The organism is Microbacterium sp. MPR-TSA4 (assembly GCF_058792815.1).
This window is the reverse complement of sequence record NZ_JBXAFF010000001.1, coordinates 137786-153904: the sequence shown is the minus strand read 5'-3', so window position 1 is coordinate 153904 and position 16119 is coordinate 137786. Positions and strand designations below refer to the sequence as shown.

Annotated in this window: 17 protein-coding genes; 13 read left to right on the top strand and 4 right to left on the bottom strand. The window is 70.5% G+C overall.

The features are described from left to right. The first annotated feature begins 55 nt into the window (after positions 1 to 55). A complete protein-coding gene (locus tag AC1Q49_RS00770) occupies positions 56 to 982 on the top strand; it encodes a heme o synthase (RefSeq protein WP_060958696.1) in 927 nt (308 codons plus the stop codon). 103 nt (positions 983 to 1085) lie between these two features. Here the strand turns inward: AC1Q49_RS00770 and AC1Q49_RS00765 are convergent, their stop codons facing one another. Next, on the bottom strand, positions 1086 to 1484 hold the full coding sequence (locus AC1Q49_RS00765) for a dinucleotide-utilizing enzyme (protein ID WP_492490665.1): 399 nt from the start codon (positions 1482 to 1484) through the stop codon (positions 1086 to 1088). Between the two features lie 84 nt (positions 1485 to 1568). Further along, complete coding sequence (locus AC1Q49_RS00760; protein ID WP_492490664.1) at positions 1569 to 2564, bottom strand: COX15/CtaA family protein; 996 nt, start codon at positions 2562 to 2564, stop codon at positions 1569 to 1571. A 291-nt stretch (positions 2565 to 2855) separates the two neighbouring features. Between AC1Q49_RS00760 and sufB the strand changes: the two genes are divergently transcribed. From sufB to AC1Q49_RS00705, 11 genes are read left to right on the top strand one after another with little or no spacing between them, the layout of a single operon-like run. Then, a complete protein-coding gene (gene sufB / locus AC1Q49_RS00755; protein ID WP_060958694.1) occupies positions 2856 to 4274 on the top strand; it encodes a Fe-S cluster assembly protein SufB in 1419 nt (472 codons plus the stop codon). Beyond that, the gene (gene sufD, locus AC1Q49_RS00750; protein ID WP_101306451.1) at positions 4274 to 5494 is read left to right on the top strand and encodes a Fe-S cluster assembly protein SufD; all 1221 of its coding nucleotides are present in this window, start codon (positions 4274 to 4276) and stop codon (positions 5492 to 5494) included. The genes sufB and sufD overlap by 1 nt, the downstream gene beginning before the upstream one ends. After that, positions 5491 to 5820 (top strand): non-heme iron oxygenase ferredoxin subunit, encoded by a 330-nt coding sequence (locus tag AC1Q49_RS00745; protein WP_060958692.1) that lies wholly within the window; start codon positions 5491 to 5493, stop codon positions 5818 to 5820. Before sufD ends, AC1Q49_RS00745 begins: the two co-directional genes overlap by 4 nt. Positions 5821 to 5834: 14 nt before the next feature. Beyond that, the gene (gene sufC, locus AC1Q49_RS00740) at positions 5835 to 6605 is read left to right on the top strand and encodes a Fe-S cluster assembly ATPase SufC (RefSeq protein WP_101306450.1); all 771 of its coding nucleotides are present in this window, start codon (positions 5835 to 5837) and stop codon (positions 6603 to 6605) included. A gap of 10 nt (positions 6606 to 6615) precedes the next feature. Continuing rightward, on the top strand, positions 6616 to 6945 hold the full coding sequence (locus AC1Q49_RS00735) for a metal-sulfur cluster assembly factor (protein ID WP_060958690.1): 330 nt from the start codon (positions 6616 to 6618) through the stop codon (positions 6943 to 6945). A gap of 58 nt (positions 6946 to 7003) precedes the next feature. Beyond that, on the top strand, positions 7004 to 8164 hold the full coding sequence (locus tag AC1Q49_RS00730) for a MalY/PatB family protein (RefSeq protein WP_101306449.1): 1161 nt from the start codon (positions 7004 to 7006) through the stop codon (positions 8162 to 8164). A gap of 46 nt (positions 8165 to 8210) precedes the next feature. Next, positions 8211 to 9152, top strand: coding sequence for a siderophore-interacting protein (locus AC1Q49_RS00725; protein WP_101306448.1), 942 nt, complete (start codon positions 8211 to 8213; stop codon positions 9150 to 9152). Next, positions 9149 to 10162 carry a FecCD family ABC transporter permease gene (locus AC1Q49_RS00720; protein ID WP_191008668.1) on the top strand — a complete coding sequence of 338 codons (1014 nt, stop codon included), beginning with the start codon at positions 9149 to 9151 and terminating at the stop codon, positions 10160 to 10162. Before AC1Q49_RS00725 ends, AC1Q49_RS00720 begins: the two co-directional genes overlap by 4 nt. After that, a complete protein-coding gene (locus AC1Q49_RS00715; RefSeq protein ID WP_492490663.1) occupies positions 10159 to 11175 on the top strand; it encodes a FecCD family ABC transporter permease in 1017 nt (338 codons plus the stop codon). The genes AC1Q49_RS00720 and AC1Q49_RS00715 overlap by 4 nt, the downstream gene beginning before the upstream one ends. Then, complete coding sequence (locus AC1Q49_RS00710; protein ID WP_101306446.1) at positions 11172 to 12017, top strand: ABC transporter ATP-binding protein; 846 nt, start codon at positions 11172 to 11174, stop codon at positions 12015 to 12017. Before AC1Q49_RS00715 ends, AC1Q49_RS00710 begins: the two co-directional genes overlap by 4 nt. Positions 12018 to 12030: 13 nt before the next feature. Continuing rightward, positions 12031 to 13059 carry an ABC transporter substrate-binding protein gene (locus tag AC1Q49_RS00705; RefSeq protein WP_492490662.1) on the top strand — a complete coding sequence of 343 codons (1029 nt, stop codon included), beginning with the start codon at positions 12031 to 12033 and terminating at the stop codon, positions 13057 to 13059. Between the two features lie 67 nt (positions 13060 to 13126). Here the strand turns inward: AC1Q49_RS00705 and AC1Q49_RS00700 are convergent, their stop codons facing one another. Both AC1Q49_RS00700 and AC1Q49_RS00695 read right to left on the bottom strand, forming a co-directional pair. Then, complete coding sequence (locus AC1Q49_RS00700) at positions 13127 to 13759, bottom strand: biotin transporter BioY (RefSeq protein ID WP_191009702.1); 633 nt, start codon at positions 13757 to 13759, stop codon at positions 13127 to 13129. 128 nt (positions 13760 to 13887) lie between these two features. Further along, positions 13888 to 14376, bottom strand: a complete 489-nt coding sequence (locus tag AC1Q49_RS00695; protein WP_492490661.1) for a hypothetical protein — start codon at positions 14374 to 14376, stop codon at positions 13888 to 13890. Between the two features lie 140 nt (positions 14377 to 14516). Between AC1Q49_RS00695 and AC1Q49_RS00690 the strand changes: the two genes are divergently transcribed. Further along, a complete protein-coding gene (locus tag AC1Q49_RS00690) occupies positions 14517 to 16115 on the top strand; it encodes an ABC-F family ATP-binding cassette domain-containing protein (RefSeq protein ID WP_060958682.1) in 1599 nt (532 codons plus the stop codon). The last annotated feature ends 4 nt before the right edge of the window (positions 16116 to 16119 follow it).

The following is a 16119-nucleotide window of genomic DNA, read 5'->3' as shown; positions in this document are numbered from 1 at the left end:
AGGGTGGGGAGAGCGTGACCTAGACTGGGTTCTACCGAGAAAGGGGATCCGGGGCATGGTGCAGTCGAGCGTGTCCGCCGTGAGCGACCCCATCGCGCGGCAGGCCGTCGGTCGGAAGATCCGCGCCTACGTCACCCTCACGAAGCCTCGCGTGCTCGAGCTGCTGCTCGTGACGACCGTGCCGGTCATGATCCTCGCCCAGGGCGGGATGCCGGACCTCTGGCTCGTCCTCGCCACCGTCGTCGGCGGCGCGATGAGCGCGGGGTCGGCGGCGACCTTCAACATGTACCTGGATCGCGACATCGACGCCCACATGCGACGCACCGAGAACCGGCCGCTCGTCACCGGCGAGGTGTCTCCGCGCGGAGCGCTGATCTTCGCCTGGACGCTGGCCGTCGCCTCCACGGTGTGGCTGCTGGTCACGACGAACGCGCTCGCGGCCGCGCTCAGCGCCGTCGCCATCTTCTTCTACGTGGTCATCTACACGATCCTGCTCAAGCGGCGCACCGAGCAGAACATCGTCTGGGGCGGGATCGCGGGCTGCTTCCCCGTGCTCATCGGATGGTCGGCCGTCACGGGCTCGCTGACCTGGACGCCCTTCATCCTCTTCCTGCTGGTGTTCCTGTGGACGCCTCCGCACTACTGGCCGCTCTCGATGAAGTACAAGGGCGACTACCAGGAGGCGGACGTGCCGATGCTGGGCGCGACCCGCGACGGCCTCCAGGTGGGCCTGCAGGTCATCCTCTATGCCTGGGCGACGGTGGCCTCCTCGCTGCTGCTCATCCCCGTCGCGGGGATGGGACTCGTCTACACGGCGTCCGCGCTCGTGTTCGGCGGCTGGTTCATCGTCGAGTCCCACGTGCTGTACAACCGCGCCGTCCGGGGCGAGCAGATCCGTCCGATGCGCGTCTTCCACGCGTCGATCACGTATCTCACGCTGCTGTTCGTCGCGATCGCGATCGATCCGCTGCTGCCGTTCTGATCCCCGACGGCGCGGGCGGCGCCGGCACGTGTGCGAGCACACGCGAGAAGGCGCCGGCCCCCGTGGGGTGCCGGCGCCTTCTCGATGACGCGGTGCGGGCGGATCAGACCGCGGGGCGGTCGGTACCGGCGTCGACGGTCTCGGCGGGCGCGGAGGCGACCGTCTCCGTCGCGGGGACGGACTCGACGACCTCGACGACCTCGATCTCTTCGGCGGCGACGACGGGCTCGATCTCGGTGCGACGCACGAGAGCGCCCAGCGTGCCGAGCGTGAGGGCCAGCGCGAGTCCGATGAGTCCGGCGCCGATGAGGATCGCGCCGAGCACGGCCCAGATCTGACCGGCGTAGACCTCGACGCCGGTGGCGGTGCCGTCGGTGAGGGTGTTCGCCATGATCGTGAGCTTGTCGACGAGCAGGTACACGCCGCCGCCGATGGCGACGACCGAACCGCCCACGAGCACCCAGAACGGGATGCTGCGGTTCACACGGGCGGTGTTGGGCATGGGAAAGCTCCTTCTGTCACGTCACCGCACGCGCGGCGACAGATCGACTATCTGCGAACCACCAGGGGAGGAGTGATGCGCGGGCTATGAGGTCGCTGTGGACCGCACGCCGTCAGCCAGCATGGCACGGGGAGCCTTCAGGTGCAGCACCACGGCCGTCATCGCCGCCACGAGGCAGACGGCGAGCACCATGTGGATGTTGACCAGCACGATCGGCAGACCCGTGCGGGCCTGCCAGAGCCCGATCGCGATCTGCACGAGCTCCACACCCAGCAGCAGCCCCGTCCACAGCGGCAGCCGCAGGACGCCCGGCATCCGGAAGGACCAGGCGAAGAGCACGATCGTCAGCGCGAACAGGGTGTAGGCGGGCCAGCTGTGCACGTGCTGCCAGAAGATCGGGTCCAGACCGTTGCGGGCGGCCGCGTCGTCGCCCGCGTGCGGTCCCGAGCCGGTCAAGAGGATGCCGATCACGACCGTGATCAGCACGACCGCGCTGGTGACGTGGGTGAGGATCGCGTAGCCCCGGGGGACCGCGCGCTCCCGCGGCCCGGGTGTCGCGTACACGCGGACCACGTACGCGGCCGCGATCGCCACCAGGGCCGCCGACAGCAGGTAGTGCAGGCCCACGATGCTCGGGTGCAGGTGCAGCCACACGGTGATGCCGCCGATGACGGCCTGCAGGATGATGCCGATGCCGATGGCGAGCGTGAGGCGGGGCAGCTCGGGACGGGTGCGCCAGAGGCGCACGACGGAGAGGAAGGCGAGGAGGGCCACGATCACCAGCACGCCGGTGAGGGTGCGGTTGCCGAACTCGATGAGGCCGTGGATGCCGAGCTCCTGCGTCGGCACCAGCGACTCGGGGGTGCAGTACGGCCACGTCTCGCATCCCATCCCCGAGCCGGTGAGCCGCACGAGGCCACCGGTGCCGACGATGACGACGTTGCTGACGAGGACGAGCCAAGCCAGGACACGGGTGCTGCGTCCGACACGCGCGGGAAGGCGCGAGGCCAGCGAGCGGCCGGAGCCCGAACCGCTCGCGGTCGTCGGGGCGTCAGGAGCGGAGGTCTGCGGTGCGGACATGGTGGGGTCGCCTCCCGGATGCGTGCCCGAACGGGCGCCGGCCACGCCCGTGTCGGGGTGTTGCCTGTAGACTGAAGGGGTGGGAACAGCGGCGCGCGAAGCGCGTCACGCCCCCTACAGTCTAGGCGCGCGAGGTGCGGGCCCCGACGCAGACCACGTCGGAGAAAACGACACGAAAACGGCCCTGAAAGCGGCATCCGACCTTCGCCCACGACACTCCGATCGTGAGACAGGCGCAGGCGCAGGAATGCCGGAGCGGATGACACCGCCGGGCACGAAGGAGGCAAACCCATGTCGGATGTGCTCATCGACCGCCCCGAACTCGAGGGGCTCGGCGTCTACGAGTTCGGCTGGCACGACACCGACGCCGCGGGCGCCGTCGCGCAGCGCGGCATCAACGAGGACGTGGTCCGGGGGATCTCGGCCCTCAAGGACGAGCCGGAGTGGATGCTGAAGACCCGTCTGAAGGGGTATCAGCTCTTCGGCCGCAAACCGATGCCCACCTGGGGCGCCGACCTGTCGGACATCGACTTCGACAACATCAAGTACTTCGTGCGCTCCACCGAGAAGCAGGCGCAGTCCTGGGAAGACCTCCCCGCGGAGATCCGTGAGACGTACGAGAAGCTCGGCATCCCCGAGGCGGAGCGCCAGCGACTGGTCGCCGGCGTCGCCGCGCAGTACGAGTCCGAGGTCGTGTACCACCAGATCCGTGAGGACCTCGAGGCCCAGGGCGTCATCTTCATGGACACCGACACGGCCCTGCGCGAGCACCCGGAGTTCTTCCAGGAGTACTTCGGCACCGTGATCCCCGCCGGCGACAACAAGTTCGCCGCCCTCAACACGGCCGTGTGGTCGGGGGGATCGTTCGTGTACGTGCCGAAGGGCGTGCACGTGGAGATCCCGCTGCAGGCGTACTTCCGCATCAACACCGAGAACATGGGCCAGTTCGAGCGGACGCTCATCATCGCCGACGAGGACAGCTACGTCCACTACATCGAAGGCTGCACCGCGCCGATCTACAAGAGCGACTCGCTGCACTCGGCGGTCGTCGAGATCATCGTGAAGAAGAATGCGCGCGTTCGCTACACCACGATCCAGAACTGGTCGAACAACGTCTACAACCTCGTCACCAAGCGGGCCATCGCCCACGAGGGCGCGACGATGGAGTGGATCGACGGCAACATCGGCTCCAAGGTGACGATGAAGTACCCGTCGATCTACCTCATGGGCGAGCACGCCAAGGGCGAGACCCTGTCGGTCGCCTTCGCGGGCCCCGGTCAGCACCAGGACGCCGGCGCCAAGATGATCCACATGGCGCCGTACACGCAGTCTTCGATCGTCTCGAAGTCGATCGCGCGCGGCGGCGGCCGCGCCGGCTACCGCGGCGAGGTGCGGGTGTCGCCGGAGGCGCACCACTCCGCCAACACCGTGCGCTGCGACGCGCTCCTGGTCGACACGATCTCCCGCTCCGACACGTACCCCGCCATCGACATCCGCGTGGACGACGTCCAGCTCGGTCACGAGGCGACCGTGTCGAAGGTGAGCGAGGAGCAGCTGTTCTACCTGATGAGCCGCGGCATGCCCGAGGACGAGGCGATGGCGATGATCGTGCGCGGGTTCATCGAGCCGATCGCGCGTGAGCTGCCCATGGAGTACGCCCTCGAGCTGAACAAGCTCATCGAGATGGGCATGGAAGGATCCGTCGGCTGATGACGACAGTGACGCAGACCCCCGCCGATGCGAGCACCCGGGCGGAGGGTCACATCGACCCTGCGGCCTCGCTGGTCTCCAAGGTGGTGCCGGTGCAGACCCGGTCGGAGCGACCGACCTCGTTCGACCCCGCCGACTTCGGCATGCCGACGGGACGCGAGGTGAACTGGAAGCACACACCGGTGGCCCTCCTGGGCGACCTGCTGCGCGACGAGCCCGCCCCGCACGACGTCATCGGCGTCGAGGTGAGCGCGCCCGACGCCGTCCACCAGTCGCGTCTCGCGATCGGTGAGGCTCCGCGCGGCGAGGTGTTCCGTCCCGAGGATCGCGTGAGCGCGATCGCCTGGACGCAGGAGGCCGACGCGCCCCTCATCCGCATCCCCGCGGGCGTCGAGCTCGACGAGCCGGTGCTCGTGCGACTCACCGGCCGCGGCGGCGTCGCCCACGCGCACGTCGTCATCGAAGCGCAGGCCCAGTCGCGCGCCACCGTCGTGCTGCGTCACGAGGGCAGCGCCCAGCAGGCCCAGAACGTCGAGATCATCGTCCGCGACGGCGCCGCGCTGACCGTCGTGTCCGTGCAGCGCTGGGACGACGATGCGATCCATCTCGCGTCGCACCAGGCGCGCGTCGACCGCGACGCCACGCTCACGCACGTCGTGGTGAGCCTCGGCGGACGCGTGGTCCGCGTGAACCCCTCGGTCGAGCTCGCGGGTGCGGGCGCCGAGGGCAAGCTGTACGGCCTCGCGTTCTCCGACGCGGGCCAGCACCTCGAGAGCCAGGTCTACCTGCACCACAAGGGCCCGCAGACCGTCGGTGACGTGCTGTACAAGGGCGCGCTGCAGGGCGAGTCCGCGCGCAGCGTCTGGATCGGCGACGTGCTCATCGGGCCGGATGCCGTGGGCACCGACTCCTACGAGGCGAACCGCAACCTCGTGCTCACCGACGGGGCGCGGGCCGACTCGATCCCGAACCTCGAGATCGAGACGGGCGACATCCGCGGCGCCGGTCACGCGAGCGCCACCGGGCGGTTCGACGACGAGCAGCTGTTCTACCTGCAGGCCCGCGGCATCGCCGAGGAGGAGGCGCGGCGTCTGGTCGTGCTCGGCTTCCTCGCCGAGATCGTCCAGAAGATCGACGTCGCCGACCTCCAGGACGAGCTGATCGCCGCCATCGAGGACGAGCTCGCCCTCGCGTCGGACGCCGAGGGAGCGGCCGAGTGACCGCGCAGAAAGTGCTGAACCTGAGCGACCTCGAGCAGGACACGGCCGTGCGCGTCGAGATCGACGGTGTGCCGATGGCGGTCGTCCTCGACTCCAACGGCGAGGTGCACGCCATCGGCGACACCTGCACGCACGGCGACATCTCGCTGTCGGACGGCTTCGTCGAGGGCGACACGCTCGAGTGCTGGGCCCACGGCTCGGCGTTCTCGCTGCGCACCGGCCGGCCCCTGAACCTCCCGGCCTACGAGCCGGTGCCCGTCTATGCGGTCACGATCGACGGGGACGACGTCCTCATCGATCCCACCGTCCTCAAAGAAGTGAACTGAAGAAGGTAATTGACATGGCTGTTCTCGAGATCCGCGACCTCCACGTGACGGTCGAGACCGACGCGGGCCAGACCCCGATCCTCAACGGCGTCGACCTCACCGTCCGCACCGGCGAGACCCACGCGATCATGGGCCCCAACGGCTCGGGCAAGTCGACGCTGGCGTACACGATCGCCGGGCACCCGAAGTACACCGTCACGCAGGGCACGATCACCCTCGACGGCGAAGACGTCCTCGCGATGTCGGTCGACGAGCGCGCGCGTGCCGGCCTCTTCCTGGCGATGCAGTACCCGGTCGAGATCCCGGGCGTCACCGTCACGAACTTCCTGCGCACCGCCAAGACGGCGATCGACGGCGAGGCCCCGGCGATCCGCACGTGGACCAAGGACGTCAAGGCGGCCATGAAGAACCTCCGCATGGACCCGAAGTTCGCGGCGCGCAACGTCAACGAGGGCTTCTCGGGCGGCGAGAAGAAGCGTCACGAGATCCTCCAGCTCGAGCTGCTCAAGCCCGCCATCGCGGTGCTCGACGAGACCGACTCGGGCCTCGACGTCGACGCGCTCAAGATCGTCTCGGAGGGCGTGAACCGCGCCAAGGAGGCGACCGACCTGGGCGTTCTGCTGATCACGCACTACACCCGCATCCTCCGCTACATCACGCCGGACTACGTGCACGTGCTCGTCAAGGGCCGCGTCGCGGAGGAGGGCGGCCCCGAGCTCGCCGAGCGTCTCGAGGACGAGGGCTACGACCGCTACCTCGAGCCCTCCGACGTCGTCGAGGCCTAGGATCGAAGGCATGACCGCGACGCTCAACCCCGAGAAGTACGACGAGGTCACCGAGGCCCTCAAGGACGTGATGGATCCCGAGCTCGGGATCAACGTCGTCGACCTCGGACTCATCTACGACCTCAGCTGGGACGAGGAGAACGACGCGCTCGTCATCCACATGACGCTGACCTCGGCCGGCTGTCCGCTCACCGACGTGCTCGAGGAGCAGACCGCGCAGGCCCTGGACGAGGTCGTCGAACGGTTCCGCATCAACTGGGTGTGGATGCCGCCGTGGGGCCCCGAGCGGATCACGGACGACGGCCGCGACATGATGCGGGCCCTCGGCTTCGCGATCTGAGCGTCATGTCGTGACGTCGGGCACCGGCCGCGGCGCCGCGCCTCGATAGGCTCGACGGGTGAGCACCCTTCCCCTCGAGGCCCTGCCGTTGGAGACGTTGCGACGCCGGTCCAGCACGAAATGGCGCACCTTCGGCGCCGATGTGCTGCCGCTCTTCGTCGCGGAGACGGACTTCCCGCTCGCCGCCCCGATCACGCGGGCCCTGGCGACGGCCGTGGAACTCGGCGACACCGGGTACACGCCGCCCGACCTCGGTCTGCGGGATGCGTTCGCGGCGTTCGCGCGGCGGCGGTTCGGCTGGGACGTGGACCCCGCCCGCGTGCGCTCCACCGGCGACGTCATGATGGGCGTGGTCGAGATCATCCGCGCCGTCACGTCTCCGGGCGATGCGGTGGTGATCACGCCGCCGGTCTACCCGCCGTTCGCGATGTGCGTCGAAGAGGCGGGATGCCGCGTCGAGGCGGTGCCGCTGACCGACACGGGGGCCGGGTGGGAGCTCGACCTCGACGGGATCGAGGCGGCCCTCGCCGCCGGTGCCCGCGCCGTGCTGCTGTGCAACCCGCACAATCCGACGGGGACCGTTCACCGCGCCGCCGACCTCGCAGCGCTCGCGGAGGTCGTCGCCCGTCACGATGCCGTGGTGATCAGCGACGAGATCCACGCGCCGCTGACCTACGACGAGGTGCCCTACACGCCGTTCCTCGCCGCGTCGGAGACGGCGGCGGCGGTCGGCTACACGGTCACGAGCTCGTCCAAGGCGTTCAACCTCGCCGGCCTCAAGTGCGCACTGATGATCACGGCGGACGCGCGGACCGCGGCCGTGGTCGCCGGCCTGCCCGCCGAGGTCGAGTGGCGCACGGGCCTGTTCGGCGCGATCGCGAGCATCGCCGCGTTCGACGCGGCATCCGACGGCTGGCTGGACGGCCTGCGCACGCGGCTGGACCTCAACCGCCGCCTTCTCGCCGACCTGCTGGCCCAGCAGCTGCCGGCCGCGCGCTACCGGGTGCCGGAGGCGGGATACCTCGCGTGGGTCGATCTCGGCGCCTACGGGTGGGGCGAGGATCCCGCGGCGCGCATCTTGGCGGAGGCGCGAGTCGCGCTCCATCACGGCCCGCAGTTCGGGCGCCAGGGGGACGGGTGGGTGCGCATCAACTTCGGCTGCGCGCCCGAGGTGCTCACCGCCGCCGTCGAGCGGATCGGTGCCCTGACGACGCGCTGACCCGGGCCGGTGTGACAACGCCGGAAGGTAAGGCTACCCTTAGAGGGTGTCTGCCGCCCCGACCGCCGTCCGCCCTGCGTACCGCCCGTATTCCGTCCGCGTGCAGGCCGTCCGCAGACTCGCCCCGCACTACGTGCGCGTGACGTTCACGAGTCCGCAGCTGGAATGGTTCGGCACCGCCGGACTCGACCAGCGCATCAAGATCGTGCTGCCGCTCCCCGGCATCCCGGGTGGCTTCGCCGACCTTGGCCAGGACGAGGAGGCGGGGGACTGGTACGACCGGTGGCGCGCGCTGCCCGCCGATCAGCGCAATCCGTTCCGTACCTACACCGTGCGCCGTGTGGATGCCGCGGCGCGGGAGCTGGACGTCGACTTCGTCATCCACCACGATGCCGGCCCGGCCGGGGCCTGGGCGGACGGTGCTCGCATCGGCGACGAGCTGATCATCGTCGGTCCGGACGAGCGCAGTCCCCAGTCACGGGTCGGCATCGACTGGCACCCCGGATCGGCGCGCCGGCTCCTTCTCGCCGGCGACGAGACCGCGGCGCCGGCCATCTGCGGCATCCTGGAGTCGCTCGACCCGCGCTGCGAGGTCGACGCGTTCATCGAGGTGCCCACGGCGGAGGACGCCCTGCGCCCCGCGCTGCCGGCGACCTCCGCGACGCGGCTGAGCTGGATCGCCCGCGGCGACCGCGCCCACGGTCTCGCGCTCATCGATGCGATCACGACCTGGACCGCCGCGCACGGCGACGTGCTGGCGCGCGCCGCCTCGCCGCGGCCGCAGGTGCTCGACGACATCGATGTGGATCGCGATCTGCTCTGGGACAGCCCGGAAGACGGCGACGGCGAGTTCTACTCCTGGATCGCGGGCGAGGCGGGCACGGTCAAGACGCTGCGCCGGCTGCTCGTCTCCGGCTGCGGCGTCGACCGCAAGCGGGTCGCCTTCATGGGCTACTGGCGCCTCGGCCAGGCCGAGCGCGTCGAATGACCGCGCCGCGACGACCGCGACGCACCCTCGTCGTCGCGGTGATCGGTGCCGCCCTGCTGGCCGTGCTCGTGATCCTCTCGTTGACGGTGGGCGCCCGTCCGATCGCGCCTGCCGCGGTGTGGCAGGCCCTCGTCGGGGGAGGCACCGCCGACGCCGATCAGGTCGTGGTCCTCACGCAGCGGATCCCGCGCACGATCATCGGCGTCTGCGCCGGCGCCGCGCTGGCGCTCGCGGGCACCGTGATGCAGGGGCTCACCCGCAACCCCTTCGCCGACCCCGGTCTGCTCGGCATCAACGCCGGGGCCTCGGTCGCGGTCCTCGGTGCGATCACGCTGTTCGGGCTGTCGCGTCCGGACGGGTTCGTCTGGTTCGCGTTCGTCGGGGCCGCTCTGGCCGCCCTGGTGGTCACCGCGATCGGCGGCCGCGGGCCGGATGCGTCGAGCCCGGCGAGGCTCGCGCTGACCGGCGCCGCCGTCACGGCCGGACTCACCGCCGTGACCTTCCTCATCCTCAACACGAACGTCTACGCGCTCGACGTCTACCGCTACTGGTCGGTGGGTGGTCTGACCGCCCGCGGGCTCGACGCCGTGCTCCTGGTCCTCCCGGCGATCCTGGTCGGGGCCGTCCTCGCCCTCGCTGCGGCGCGCGGCCTCGACCTCATCGCTCTCGGCCCGGAAGCGGCGGCGGGCCTCGGACACGACGTCACCCGCAGCCGTGCCCTCGGCATCCTGGCGACCGTGCTGCTGTGCGGGGGAGCGACCGCCATCGCCGGACCGATCGTGTTCCTCGGGCTGCTCGTCCCGCATGCGCTGCGCCCGCTCGTCGGCGGCAGCTACGGCCGCCTGCTCGCCCTCGCGATCCCGTACGGCGCGGCCATCCTGCTCCTGGCCGACATCGTCGGACGCGTCGTCGCGCTGCCGGGCGAGGTGCAAGCCGGCATCGTGGTGGCCGTCATCGGCGCTCCGCTGCTCATCGCACTCGTCCTCCAGCCCCGCCGGAGCGCCCTGTGAGCGCGTCGCTCGCCGTGCGCCGCACCGCCGCCCGACGGCGGATGCGGGTCGTCGGTGTCCTCGCGCTCGTCGCGGTCGTCGTCATCGCCATCGCCCTGTCGGTGGGCGACTACCCGCTGGCCCCCGACCGGCTGTGGCAGACGCTGACCGGCTCCGGAACGCGCATCGAGCAGTACGTCGTGTTCCAGGTGCGCGCGCCGCGCGCCGCCATGGCGGTCGTCGCCGGCGCGGCGCTCGGGGTCGCGGGGGCCCTCCTGCAGACCTACCTCGGCAATCCGCTCGCCAGCCCTGACCTGCTCGGCATCTCCGGCGGCAGCGGCGTGGCCGCGGTCACCGCGATCCTCGTCTTCGGCACCACCGGTCCCGTGCTGGTCGCCTTCGCGTTCGCGGGCGGGATCGCGGTCGCCGCGCTCCTCCTCGTCGCGGGACGCACCCTGCGCGACGGAGGATTCCGCCTGATCCTGGCCGGTATCGGCATCTCGTTCCTCTCGGCCGCCCTCATCAACCTGATGATGGTGCGCGCGAAGGTCGAGGAGGCGCGGCTCGCCCTGCTGTGGCTGACCGGCAGCCTGGCCTCCACGCCCTGGTGGCAGGTGGCGACGGTGGGCGCCATCCTGATCCTGCTCGTCCCCGCGCTCGTGGTCGCGGGCCGGTGGCTTCCGATCACGCAGCTCGGACACGAGACCGCGAACGGCCTCGGCGTCGCCAGCGGGGCCGTCCGCATCGTCGTGGTGGCTGCAGCGGTGCTGCTGACGGCCGCGACCTCCGCCTTCGTCGGTCCGATCTCGTTCATCGCGCTGTGCGCCCCGGCGATCGCGCGCGCCCTGTTGCGTCACGGCGCGGTCGGCGTGGTCACCAGCGGTGTGGTCGGCGCCGTGCTGCTGCTGGCGGCGGACCTCGTCGCGCAGTTCGCGATCCCCGGCATGTCGCTCCCCGTCGGCATCGTGACCGGTGCGGTCGGCGCCCTCTTCCTCCTCTGGCTCCTCGCCACCTCGAAAGGACGGCAGCTGTGATCCCGGCATCCGCCTCTCCCCGCCTCGCCGCTCGCGGCCTCGCCGCCGGATACCCCGGTCGGCGCGTGATCGACGGCCTCGACCTCGAGATCGCTCCCGGTCGGATCACGATGATCATCGGGGCGAACGCGTCGGGCAAGTCGACCCTCCTGGGAACCCTGGCCCGTCTCCACACGCCGCTCGCCGGTCGGGTCGAGGTGGACGACGTCGACGTGCGCTCCGTGCCTCGTCGCCGGTTCGCGCAGACGGTCGGACTCCTTCCGCAGCATCCGACCGCTCCGGACGGTGTGACGGTGTCGGAGCTCGTCGGTCGCGGACGCCACCCGCATCGCGGACTGCTCGCGCGGTGGAGCGCCGAGGACTCCGCCCGCGTCGATGAGGCGATGGCGTGGACGGGGGTGACCGACCTCGCGGCGCGACCGGTCGGAGACCTCTCCGGCGGTCAGCGCCAGCGTGTGTGGATCGCGATGGCGCTCGCGCAGGACCCCCGCATCCTCCTCCTGGACGAGCCGACCACGTTCCTCGACCTCAGCCACCAGCTCGACGTGCTCGACCTGCTCCGGGAGCTCAACCGCAGCCGCGGCACGACCGTCGTGGCCGTCCTGCACGATCTCAACCTCGCCGCACGCTACGCCGACGAGCTCGTCGTGATGCACGACGGCGCGGTGGTCGCGCACGGCACCCCCGCGGACGTGCTGACCGCGGAGGTCGTGCAGACCGCCTTCGGCCTGCGCGCGCTCGTGATGCCCGACCCGCTCACCGCCACCCCGCTCATCATCCCCGTCCCCGCGGCCTCCGGCGCACCCGTCGCCGCGGATGCCGCACCGTCAGAACGTCCCTGAGAGAGGAACCCCCATGAGAAGACTCTGCACGGCCCTCGGCCTTGCCACGATCGTCACCGCGACAGCGCTCCTGCTGTCGGGCTGCGCCGCCGGAACGGCGAGCGCTCCGACAGACTCCGCCGCCGCCGCGAGCGACGGATTCCCCGTCACCATCGACTCCGCGCTGGGATCCACGACGATCGAGAAGAAGCCGGAACGCATCGCGACGTGGGGATGGGGTGCCACCGACGCGGTGCTCGCCCTCGGCATCCAGCCGGTCGCGATCCCGGCGGACACCTACTCCGGCGGCGACGACAAGATGCCGCCGTGGATCGCCGAGGCCGTCGACAAGCTCGGCGGCACCAAGCCCGAGATCCTCGACGCGAGCGCGAACGAGATCCCGGTCGAGGCGCTCCTGAAGACGAACCCCGACGTCCTGCTCGCCCCGTACTCCGGGCTCACGCAGAAGGAGTACGACGCCGTGACGGCCGCCGGCATCCCCGTCGTCGCCTATCCGGACGCGCCGTGGACCACCCCCTGGCGCGATGTCGTCACGATCACGGGCAAGGCCCTCGGGATGAGCACCGAGGCGAGCGCGCTGCTGGCGAGCCTCGATGCCCAGGTCGCGGATGCCGCGGCGGCCCACCCCGAGTTCGCGGGCACGACCATCGCCTACGTGGACGATGACGTCGACACGTTCTACCTCTATCTGCCCTCCGATCCGCGGGTGGAGATCCTCGAGGACCTGGGCTTCGTCTCGCCGCCCAGCGTGTCGGCTCTCGACACGGGCGAGGGCACGTTCTACACGACCGTGAGCCAGGAGAACCTCGACAAGATCGACTCCCAGGTGCTGTTCACCCAGGCCGAGGACCAGGCCACTCTCGACGAGTTCCTCGGCTCGTCGCGGGCGTCGCTCATTCCGGCGGTGCAGAAGGGCGCCGTCGCGGCGATGGTGGGCGCGGAGAACGTCGCAGCTGTGTCGCCGACCGCGCTGACCCTGCCCTGGGCGCTGCCGACGCTGACCGAGAAGCTCGCCGCGGCCGTCGCCACGGCCAAGGGCTGAGCTCGTCGCCTGAAAGAGAGGAAGGCCCCGACCGGCATGGTCGGGGCCTTCCTCGTTCGCGCGGGTGTCAGCGTCGCGCGTTGCGCTCGATCGCTCGCACGCCGGCCCAGGCGGCGGGGATCAGGAGGGCCGCGAGCGCGGCTTTGACGATGCCGCCGACGATGAACGGCGTGACGCCGGCCGCAAGGATCTCCTGCACGCCGAGGTCCATCCCGAGCACCGTGTTCAGGATGAACGCCATGTACGGCACGCCGAACAGGAAGGGGACGATGCTGGCGGCGACGAAGCCGACGAAAGCGAGCACGGGCTTGCGGTCCCACGCGCGCTCGGCGAACCAGCCCGCGACGTAGGCGGCGAACACGAAGCCGATGATGAAGCCGAAGCTCGGCTTGGCGACGGCGGCGATCGTTCCCGTGAAGCCGGCGAAGACGGGGAGGCCGGCCAGTCCCGCCACCAGGTAGGTCGCGAGGGCGGCGGCGCCGCGGCGCGCGCCCAGTGCCGCGCCGACGACGACCACGGCGAGGGTCTGACCGGTGATCGGCACGGGCCAGAGCGGAACCTCGACCTGCGCCAGGATCGCGACGAAGGCCGCGCCGGCGAGCACGAGGGCGGCGTCGAGGGCGACGGCCCGCGCGCGATCGGTCGGGCGGGCGATGAGGTCGGCGAGGACGGGGCGGCGGCCGGCGGCGGCGAGGGACATGCGGTCTCCTTCGAGAGGCGGACGGGTCACGGCTCAGCCTAGGGCGTCACCATTCCCGGCACCTGGCCGACATCGATGGAAGAGGCGCGGTTTCGTTGTCGCTGAGGGACAACAGCAGGCGAGCCGAGTCAGCCACCACCGCCTGCGGGAGGAATCTCCACCAACCGGAACCATCGTCCGGCCGGAGCGAGCCGGGCCCACACGGGGAGGAAGTGCGGGTCGGTGACGTGTCCGTCGAACGTGACGAGATCGATGCCGCGACCCGCGAGGACGTCCAGCGAGCGTCGGACGCTCGCTTCGACCAGCCTCTCGCCGTCCGACGCGGCCCGGGACGTCGTCTCCGCGGTGAGGATCGGGGGAGTGGAGTCGCGATACACGAGCGAGAGGGCGACGATGTCGCCGTCGACGATGGCGGCGCTGCTGGCCTCGAGGTCGAGCTCGTCCTCGAGGTCTTCCGAGAGCGCTGTGGCGATGTCCGACGCGACCGGTGACCACTCGGCGTGGGTCCACGCGTAGGTCGCCGTTCCGTAGCCGCGGCGTCTCGATGCCGGATCGACGACGATCGTCACCCAGAAGGGCAGCGACAGGTCGTCATCGGCGAACGGGCGCACACGCATGCGATCGAGTCTGGCACCGTCCCGGGTCGTCGGAGACGGGATGGAGACACCGCCGGGCGGAGCGTACCCGTCGCGACGGTAGACTGGGAGGCTGGCCCGCCTCCGGGTCGCTCTCCCTCACTGAAGAATGGACGTCTGCTGTGCTGGCCGTGCACGATCTCGAGATCCGCGTGGGCGCTCGAACGCTCATGTCGGAGGTGTCGTTCCGCGTGTCGGACGGCGACAAGATCGGTCTGGTCGGTCGCAACGGCGCCGGCAAGACGACGCTGACGAAGGTGCTCGCGGGCGACCTCCTCCCGGCCGACGGCAGCGTCGAACGCTCCGGCGAGCTCGGCTACCTGCCTCAGGACCCGCGCTCCGGCGACCCCGAGATGCTCGCGCGAACCCGCATTCTGGACGCCCGCGGTCTCGGGACGCTCGCCCTGCAGATGCAGGAGTCGTCCCTGCAGATGGGGGATGCCGATGAGAAGGTGGCCGCCAAGGCGATGCGTCGCTACGGCAACCTCATGGAGCGCTTCGAAGCTCTGGGTGGCTACGCGGCCGAGTCCGAGGCGGCATCCATCGCCCACAACCTGTCGCTTCCCGACCGCATCCTCGACCAGCCGCTCAAGACGCTGTCCGGCGGTCAGCGCCGTCGCATCGAGCTCGCCCGCATCCTGTTCTCCGACGCGCAGACGATGATCCTCGACGAGCCCACCAACCACCTCGACGCCGACAGCGTCGTGTGGCTGCGCGAGTTCCTCAAGAACTACAAGGGCGGCCTGATCGTCATCAGCCACGACGTCGAGCTCGTGGGGGAGACGGTCAACCGCGTCTTCTACCTCGACGCCATGCGCCAGGTCATCGACGTCTACAACATGAACTGGAAGAACTACCTGCGCCAGCGGGTGGCCGACGAGGAGCGCCGCAAGAAGGAGCGCGCCAACATCGAGAAGAAGGCCACGGCGCTGCAGCTGCAGGCCGCGCGCTTCGGTGCGAAGGCGTCGAAGGCCGCCGCGGCGCACCAGATGGTCGCCCGTGCGGAGAAGATGCTGTCCGGCCTCGAGGAGGCCCGCCAGGAGGACCGCGTCGCGAAGCTGCGCTTCCCGAAGCCCGCGCCCTGCGGCAAGACGCCGCTCATGGCGAAGAACCTGTCGAAGTCGTACGGCTCGCTGGAGATCTTCACTGATGTCGACCTCGCGATCGACCGCGGATCCAAGGTGGTGGTGCTGGGGCTGAACGGTGCCGGCAAGACCACCCTGCTGCGCATCCTCGCCGGCGTCGACAAGGCGGACACGGGTGTCATCGAACCGGGCCACGGCTTGAAGATCGGGTACTACGCGCAGGAGCACGAGAACCTCGACGTCGACCGCTCCGTGCTGGACAACATGATGTCCGCCGCGCCCGACATCAACGCGACCGAGGCCCGCAAGGTGCTGGGATCGTTCCTGTTCACGGGAGATGACGTGCTCAAGCCCGCCGGAGTCCTCTCCGGTGGAGAGAAGACGCGGCTGTCGCTGGCGACGCTCGTGGTCTCCTCCGCGAACATGCTGCTGCTCGACGAGCCGACGAACAACCTCGATCCCGCCTCACGCGAGGAGATCCTCGGTGCGCTGGCGCATTACGAGGGCGCCGTGGTGCTGGTCTCGCACGACGAGGGTGCGGTGCAGGCGCTCAACCCCGAGCGCGTCCTCATCCTCCCCGACGGTGTCGAGGACATCTGGGGCCGCGACTACGTCGACCTGATCACCCTCGCCTGACGCC